The organism is Bacteroides sp. RTP31139st1_H2_RTP31139_211217, from assembly GCF_040227615.1.
Classification (GTDB): Bacteria; Bacteroidota; Bacteroidia; order Bacteroidales; family Bacteroidaceae; genus Bacteroides; species Bacteroides uniformis.
This window is the reverse complement of the sequence record NZ_JBCNZM010000190.1, coordinates 1-7,933: the sequence shown is the minus strand read 5'-3', so window position 1 is coordinate 7,933 and position 7,933 is coordinate 1. Positions and strand designations below refer to the sequence as shown.

Genomic DNA, 7,933 nt, shown 5'->3' with positions numbered 1-7,933 from the left:
GATTAACGCCTGCGAACAATGTAGAAAGATTGATCATTGCATCAATGTTACCACCTACATAAGTCTTGTTGTGTTCCCAATAAGCATCATCCAAACACAGATGCTGAGTAATACCGTTTACCTGAGCACGTACACCCCACGTCGGAGTAATCAACTTACCAACTGATACGCTGAAATGCGGAGCAATCTTATTGAAACCGTCATTGTTGATGGCGTGGATACCACCACCTACACTCACGAAAATATTATCGCTCCATTTCGGAGTGTAGTAGTTCGTTTTTTCTTGTGCACTTAGATTTGCTGCACAAGCGCCTGCCAATAGTAAGGAGGCTATCATTAATTTACTTTTCATTTTCTCTTTAGTTTAAGATAAATAACAACTAAACGTTCTGTTAATCAGCAACAACAATACCGCCACCAGCATTATCTCCACCATGACCATGGCCATGACCATGACCTGCAGGAGCGTGATTGTGACCAGGAATCTGTTGATCAACCAGGATGTCTCCTAAAGCAGTCGCAAAATTTTTAACCTTCATAGAAGCTAAAATTTCTTCCCCTGCTTTTGTATTGGCATCAGCTTTTTTAACAATCTTATAATCAGTAGTTACAACAGTATAAGCGACATTAATTATCGTACGAGAGTGAGCATAAACCGGAATTTCCTTATCTATCTCAACTTCTTCCTCTTTATAAGTATCTTTAAGAGTACTAAAGAAAGAATTAATAGCTCCGATTTCAAGTAAATCTGTTGTATTGATCACCTTTGTATCTTCCAATACCTTATTTCCTGACTTATTAAGATATTTTCCTGTTGTATAGTAATAGTAATCTGTCGTATTATCTTCAAAACCCTCCTTATTCTCAGTATTTGTAGATTCTTGAGGATCTACAACGATTTTTGTTTCTGCTGTTTCTTTTTGAAGAATAATAGTCGGAGTTAAAGAAGCAAACTGGCCAGCTTGCAATGCAGGAACAGCAACTTTAACTTCTACACTCATATCATTATAAGAAGCGGTAACCGTAGCTGTAGTTGCTGCCAAAGTAGGATTACCAGTAAACGTAGCTGACGGACTGATAGTGACCGTAGCAACACTTGTTACATCAGTTGTAACGCCATTCTCTACAGCAAGTACAATCGGACTGATAGTAGCTTGCGCATTGATAGGCTCAATATTTACATTGAACTCTTCTTTTTCACAAGAAGTGAAAGCTGTAGCCAAAGCTACTACGGCAAGTGCAAACACTGCATTTATGCCGTTTAAGAATTTAATCTTTTTCATCTCAATTAATTAATTAAAAATTTAACAATTCTGACTTAATAAAATATGGGTTAAAACTATTCTCTTCCATTATATTATCACTTGCCTCTGCCTTGTATTGCTTATAATAAGTCCTTTCATTACCCGCATTATATACAATGCCCATATGGGCAGAGGTATTTACACGCGGTATATACCCTCTTCTCTTATACTTATAAGGAGGCAATGATACCTGAAACCGGAATCCTCCATTCGCCTTGGCATGCTCTGCTTTCATAGCATAAAAGCCTATCGAACAATAGCGGAAATGACGAACCATTTCAAATCTGACCCCCTTTTCCTTCATTAGATACTGTTCAGCTTTCAGCGTGAACTGGGTATTGAACTGCGGCCAATAAAAGCTACCCCCCAAAGACCAAGTAGCAACCCATGTAGAAGGAGCATAATGCAATTTAAATCCATTCCAATATCCGGTTCCAGTATATCCTATTCGAGCCAATAAAGAAAATCTCTCATCATTAAAAGGCCTAAAAAAATCCACATCAAATCCATATTGATCCGCATTAAAATATCCGACAGTCACTTTGCCAAACACATTATACGGCAACCTGAAGCGTTGTGAAAGAGTCAAATTTCCCGGATGAACCTTACCTTCATATTTTCCATACCCATCATTATAAACCGGTATTTTCACTTGTGCCGTTAGTTTCATTCCTTTCCATAACGAAACCTCTATCGCAGGGCTCAAATCAAACAAGACCTGATAAATCTGTGTAATCACCAGATTCTTGAAAGCTAATTGAGGATACACCAATACATCAATCTTGAACAAAGAGCTATTTTTCAACTTTATTTTCCGTGCATTCTTCCAAGTATCACCCAATTCATAGCTTACATTCCAGTCATCACGTTCTGCTTGGAGCACCGAATCACCCTTTATAGGATGATAATAAAGAGAAATCTGGGGTACATTATTGTCCAGAACTATTATTCGGCATGACTTTTCTTCCGGTAAACCCATCTTTTGGATAACATCCACCGCTTTGCCTATGCCTACACCTTGCAAACGATATGCAGAGTTCTGCAGAACATAAACACGTTCATTGCCATCTTCTGTCCATCCAACATTTTCAAATCCCATTTTCACTAAAGCATTTACAGTACTTTCCCCCGTTTGGCAAATCCCTTTCAAAGGAAGCAAACAGTATAAAAAGAACGCTGCACATTGTGCTATTGTTTTAGTTGTTAGGCACTTTCTTATGTTAGAGTTTTTATACCTCATCTTTTTCAACCATTTTTTGTGTCCGTATAACACAAAATATGGTGCAAAAATAGACACATTTTTAATAATACCAAAGATTTTTATATGAAAAAACGAAATAATGTTGTTTTTTCCTCAAAAGCCCCTAATAAAGACTCAGATTGTTTATATGAAGTATATTAGCTATCTTGAAATCCTTAATATAGTTGTACGTAATTGTTATACAGAATGTTGTTTTTTGTGCCAAATAGTCATTTTTAGCAGTTTTGGCTAACTCACTTATCTCTGTAGAAAGGATAAATAGAAGAAATATCTGCAAGAATTAAAGAGAATGACAAATTGCACTTCGCATTTAACCAACCCCTATGATATATTAGGAATTAAATCGATAGCCTTCTTTTTACTTTCATCTACAAGCTTTGCATAAATTTGTGTTGTCTGTATATTGGTATGTCCCAATAGTTTGGAGACTGTATATAAATCTACTCCCAATGTCAGCATCATTGTTGCATGTGTGTGGCGCGCTGTGTGAAATGTTACATGCTTTGATATCCCAGCTTGTTCAACCCATTTGTGTAAAATCACATTACTTCGTCCCAGTGAGACCAATCCGGCAAATACCTTTTCCGTTTCTGGTGCATTTCCTCTGTCTGGCAGATGTTTTATGGCTTCCGAACAGAGTGGAAGCGATATGGCTTCTTTCGTCTTCTTCTGAATAATACTCAATAGTGCATTGCCATTTTCATCATAGCGTATATCTTCCCATCTCAATGCAATAATATCACAATGCCTCAATCCACAAAAACAGCTGAATAGAAATGCTTTCCTTAATAAGATATTATAAAAAGGAGTATGAACCAATCTGGTCAATTCCTTTATAGTAAGATAATCCCTTTCTGTTCGATTACGTTTTGGTTTGTCCTCATTCTTTATTTTATTCATCGGATTAACAGTTATATAATCTTCAGATACGGCCCTGTTCAAGCAGTATCGCAGCGTTTTCAAATAATAGAATTGGGTGTTAACATGTAATGTCTTTTCCTTCTTACAATGTTCTTGTTTTGTTTTCTTCAAGTAATCTATAAAACCCAACAAATAAGTCTTGTCCACCTTTCTTAGCAATATTCCATTCGGAGTATACCTTTCCAAATGGCATACAACAGCATGTATGGCACTTTTCCGTACTCTATTGTTCACACTTTGTTCTGCTATTAATTTCATATAGCCAGTCAGCTTCATATTGGACAATCTGCTATGATTAAATCCGTAAGCTTGATTATATATTTCCAAAATCTTCTGAGCCTTTATCGCATTTGCCAAATTTAGCGTCTCGGCATTTCTTTTTTTATCAGCTTGATTATGTTCAGGGATAATATACAACTTTAAGAATTCGTATTGTCGCCTTCCATTCATATAAATATCCAGATATATGGATTGGCATCCATTAACCAATTTTTTTGTTCTCACCTTTATTGGCTCTTTTAAATTCAATTGTTTTTTCATATTCTTTAAATAAAAACATACAGTTTATTATTAGTAGTAACAAAACAGTAACAAAAGTCAATCCTAAAAATTGTTTTCATGTTCTATCACTCTTGTCTTTTTTATAATTACCTTATTAGCTATCAAATATTTACAGTATAGAACGCCACGTTACTGAAAGAACAAATATAATAATAAGCCAGAAACAATTAAACTATCAAGAGTGTGGCTATTGCTATGACGGCGGAAACTTTCTCTGGAAATTTATTTTCCATCACTTTGCTTCCACACTTCCACCCACCTCCTGTATCCCCCTATCCATCGGCATTTGCCCTGTGGTGGAAGCAATCCGAAAAGGTGGAAGCAAATTTAGCTTCCACTTGTCTGAAACGCCTGAGTTTTGTAGTAACAATCTGTTTACTAGCATAATATTACGCAAGAGCTACATAAATCAATCAGTTCGGCATTCCGCAGAGGCTATGAAAAGTACCGGGAGAGTGAGCCGTTCAAGCGGATGATTCCTAACTCACGGCTATGAATAATGCCGTCTAATATCCTTTAAGTTGTTGTACAATACATTTGCGCCCTATCCACAATAGATGCGGGCTACGTACTTCATCCGTAAAAGCCTTGGAGTTAGTGACACCTAACAGCCATGAACAACCCTGCTTACGACCATAAAGCAATCGCTTGACGACCATTAGCAGAGTTGTTCATGGCCGTTAGGCGTCATTAATTCCCTATGCAACAGCAGACAAACAAAGGGAGAGAAGCAAAGGATTGTCTGTGTTTTAGATAAAAAGCCCATTTGTTAGCAGGTGTATTCCGGAAGAAAAGTCATGCCGCATAATAGTTCTGGATAATAATGTACCCCAGATTTCTCTTTATTATCATCCTATAAAGGGTGATTCGGTGCTCCAAGCAGAACGTGATGACTGGAATGTAAGCTATGAATTGGGTGATACTTGGAAGAATGCACGGAAAATAAAGTTGAAAAATAGCTCTTTGTTCAAGATTGATATATTGGTGTATCCGGAATTCTCTTTCAAGAACGTGATTATTACGCAGATTTATCAAGTTCTATTTGATTTGAGTCCTGCAATAGAAATTTCGTTATGGAAGGGTATGAAAGCCACAGCACAAGTGAAGATACCAATTTATAATGATGGATATGGAGCTCGGGAAGGAAAGGTTCATCCGGGGTTTCTGACTCTTTCACAACGTTTTCGATTGCCTTATAACGTTTTTGGTAAATTCTCAGTAGGTTATTTTAGTGGCAACCGATATGGTGCTGATGTAGATTTCTTTCGACCCTTTAATGATGAGCGCTTTTCTTTGTTGGCAAGAATAGGATATACGGGAGCTGGACGTTGGGACGGATTTAAGTTCCAATATGATCCTTCATTATGGCGTGTGACGTGGTCTTTGGGGGGAAATTTCTATTGGCCGCGATTTAATACACAGTTCACACTGAAGGCTGAACAGTATTTGTTGAAGGAAAAGGGGATTAAATTCGATATGATTCGTCATTTCCGTTATTGCTCAATCGGCTTTTATGCCATGAAGGCAGAGCATGCTAAAGCGAATGGAGGATTCCGGTTTCAGGTGGCATTGCCTCCTTATAAGTATAAAAGGAAAGGATATGTACCGCGTGTGAATACTTCTACCAATATGGGTATTTCTTATAATGCAGGTAATGAAAGGTATTATTATAAGGAATACAAGGCAGAGGCAAGTGATAATATGATGGAAGAAAATAGTTTTAACCCATATTTTATTAAGTCAGAATTGTTAAATTTTTAATTAATTAATTGAGATGAAAAAGAAAAGTTTTTTAAGTGGCGTAAATGCTAAATTAGCATTGGCTGCAGTAGCTTTGACGAGTGTGATGTTCACAAGCTGCGAAAAGGAAGAATTCAATGTTGCACCTGTGGAATTGGATCCTGCAAGTGCTACCATTGCTGTTACTGTATATGATTTGGGGGATCGTTCTATCATAACAGAAGGCCTTAATATTACAGGTGACACTGAAGTGAAGGCTGGTGCTGATGGTAAAATTGCACCTGAAACAAGAAAGTTTACTGCTACAAAAAAAGATTATTTACCAGGCGAAGGACAAGCTGTGATTCCTGCTTTGAATAAAGGACAATTCGCTTTTGTTCCAGTAAACATTTTCTTGCAGAAAATAACAGATGCCGCTAAGGATGTATATCCTACTCCTGATCCTGAGACTATAAAGCCTGAAATAGGTCAGGTTGTAGATGGTGGAAGTTATACCAATGATGGCCCCAATCCTCAAGACAAAGAATTGTCATATACAGCATATGTCGGTCAAACAGTTACTAACATTGATGAGGTAAAAACTTGGATTGATGCAAATATACCTGCTACTAAGGCTTTGTCTAATGAAGAACTGAAAGCTGTGTTGAAAGCTGCTGTAGAAGGTCTTAATACCGGTTTTACTGCAGTAGTTAGAACAGAAAAAGTAACAATTGCACCTTATACAACTGTTACTTTGAAAGCTACTACAAACTATCAGACTTCTGTAAATAATGTTTCAGCAACAGTAGATGGTGTGGTATATAATATTCCTGGTGTAAATATTAAGGTTGCACTTAATACAACTGCAACACAAGATATTGTTTCAATTACTCATGATCATGGTCACGGTCATGGCAATGGAAACAATGCTGGTGGTGGTAATGGTGACGGTACAGCTTACTAAAATCGTTTTAGTTATTATTTTAATTTTAAACTAAAGGAATAATGAAAAGTAAATTAGTAATAGCCTCCTTATTATTAGCAGGCGCTTGTGCAGCAAATCTGAATGCACAAGAAAAAACGAACTACTACACTCCGAAATGGAGCGATAATATTTTCGTGAGTGTAGGTGGTGGTGTCCACGCTATCAACAATGATGGTTTCAATAAATTGGCTCCGCATTTTAGCGTATCAGTTGGTAAGTTGATTACTCCGACATGGGGTGTACGCGCTCAGTTCAATGGTGTTACTCAGCACTTGTGTCTGGATAACTCGTATTGGGAACATAATAAGACGTACTTTGGTGGTAACATTGATGCAATGATCAATCTTTCTACATTGTTCGCAGGCGTTAATCCTAACCGTTTCTTCGAAGTTTATGGATTTTTGGGTCCTCAAGTAACTGTTGCAAAGTCAGCTAATGTGCTGATTCAAAACGATGGAACAATGATTCCTGATGGGGATGAAAAGGCTAGAGCACGTGTAGGCGCTTCTGCTGGTTTGGGCTTGAAGTTCAATATCAACACTAAGTGGGCTATTGACGTAGAAGCTCGCGGTGCTATCGCTCCGTCTGTATTCGGCAATATCAGCAGCCATCGCAAGGCTGAAGGTACTGGAACTTTGACTGCAGGTGTTAGCTACATCTTCGGTGGTAAGAAGTTTATTCCGGTTTCTAAGATTGACGAAGACGCAGTCAATGCAGAAATCAACAGATATAGAAGTGAACTGGCTCAGGCTCAGGCTGACCTGGCTAACTGCAAGAATGCACTGGCCAACGCTAAACCTGAAGTTAAGGAAGTGACTAAGGAAGTTGAAGTTGCCGGGCCGCGTGCTATCTTCTTCAAGATTGGTAGCGCCCGTCTGGACGACTATGGTAAGGTTAACATCGAATTGGCTGCTAAGATTCTGAAGGCTAATCCGGACAAGAAGTACAAGGTTGCAGGTTATGCTGACAAGGCTACCGGTAGCACTTCTTGGAACCAGAAGCTGTCTGAAAAGCGTGCTCAGGTTGTTTACGATGCTTTGATTGCTCAGGGTGTTGACAAAGACCAGCTCGAACTCGTTGGATTCGGTGGTACTGCCAATATGTTCGGCAAGAACTTCCTGAACCGCGTAGTTATCCTGGAATAATATACTCCAAGTGACAAATAGACTCTAAAAATGAAGG

At 38.1% G+C, this 7,933-nt stretch carries 5 protein-coding genes and 2 pseudogenes; 3 read left to right on the top strand and 4 right to left on the bottom strand.

Annotation, left to right across the window (positions count from 1 at the left end; genetic code table 11):
• The 4 genes and pseudogenes from ABUA47_RS21190 to ABUA47_RS21175 all read right to left on the bottom strand — a co-directional run.
• Positions 1-352: pseudogene (locus ABUA47_RS21190) on the bottom strand (cell envelope biogenesis protein OmpA); the annotation flags it as partial.
• 40 nt (positions 353-392) lie between these two features.
• Positions 393-1,283: a DUF3869 domain-containing protein gene (locus tag ABUA47_RS21185; RefSeq protein ID WP_009036836.1), complete on the bottom strand. Its 891-nt coding sequence runs from the start codon at positions 1,281-1,283 to the stop codon at positions 393-395.
• 13 nt (positions 1,284-1,296) lie between these two features.
• Positions 1,297-2,544 (bottom strand): hypothetical protein, encoded by a 1,248-nt coding sequence (locus tag ABUA47_RS21180; protein ID WP_349824459.1) that lies wholly within the window; start codon positions 2,542-2,544, stop codon positions 1,297-1,299.
• A gap of 342 nt (positions 2,545-2,886) precedes the next feature.
• On the bottom strand, positions 2,887-4,026 hold the full coding sequence (locus ABUA47_RS21175; protein WP_009036838.1) for a site-specific integrase: 1,140 nt from the start codon (positions 4,024-4,026) through the stop codon (positions 2,887-2,889).
• Between the two features lie 801 nt (positions 4,027-4,827).
• Between ABUA47_RS21175 and ABUA47_RS21170 the strand changes: the two are divergent.
• From ABUA47_RS21170 to ABUA47_RS21160, 3 genes and pseudogenes are all read left to right on the top strand, one after another.
• Positions 4,828-5,808 (top strand): annotated as a pseudogene (locus ABUA47_RS21170) (hypothetical protein); the annotation flags it as partial.
• Positions 5,809-5,821: 13 nt separating this feature from the next.
• Entirely contained in the window at positions 5,822-6,730 is a 909-nt protein-coding gene (locus ABUA47_RS21165; protein WP_009036841.1) for a DUF3869 domain-containing protein, read from the top strand.
• Positions 6,731-6,771: 41 nt separating this feature from the next.
• Positions 6,772-7,896: an OmpA family protein gene (locus ABUA47_RS21160; protein WP_034528679.1), complete on the top strand. Its 1,125-nt coding sequence runs from the start codon at positions 6,772-6,774 to the stop codon at positions 7,894-7,896.
• The last annotated feature ends 37 nt before the right edge of the window (positions 7,897-7,933 follow it).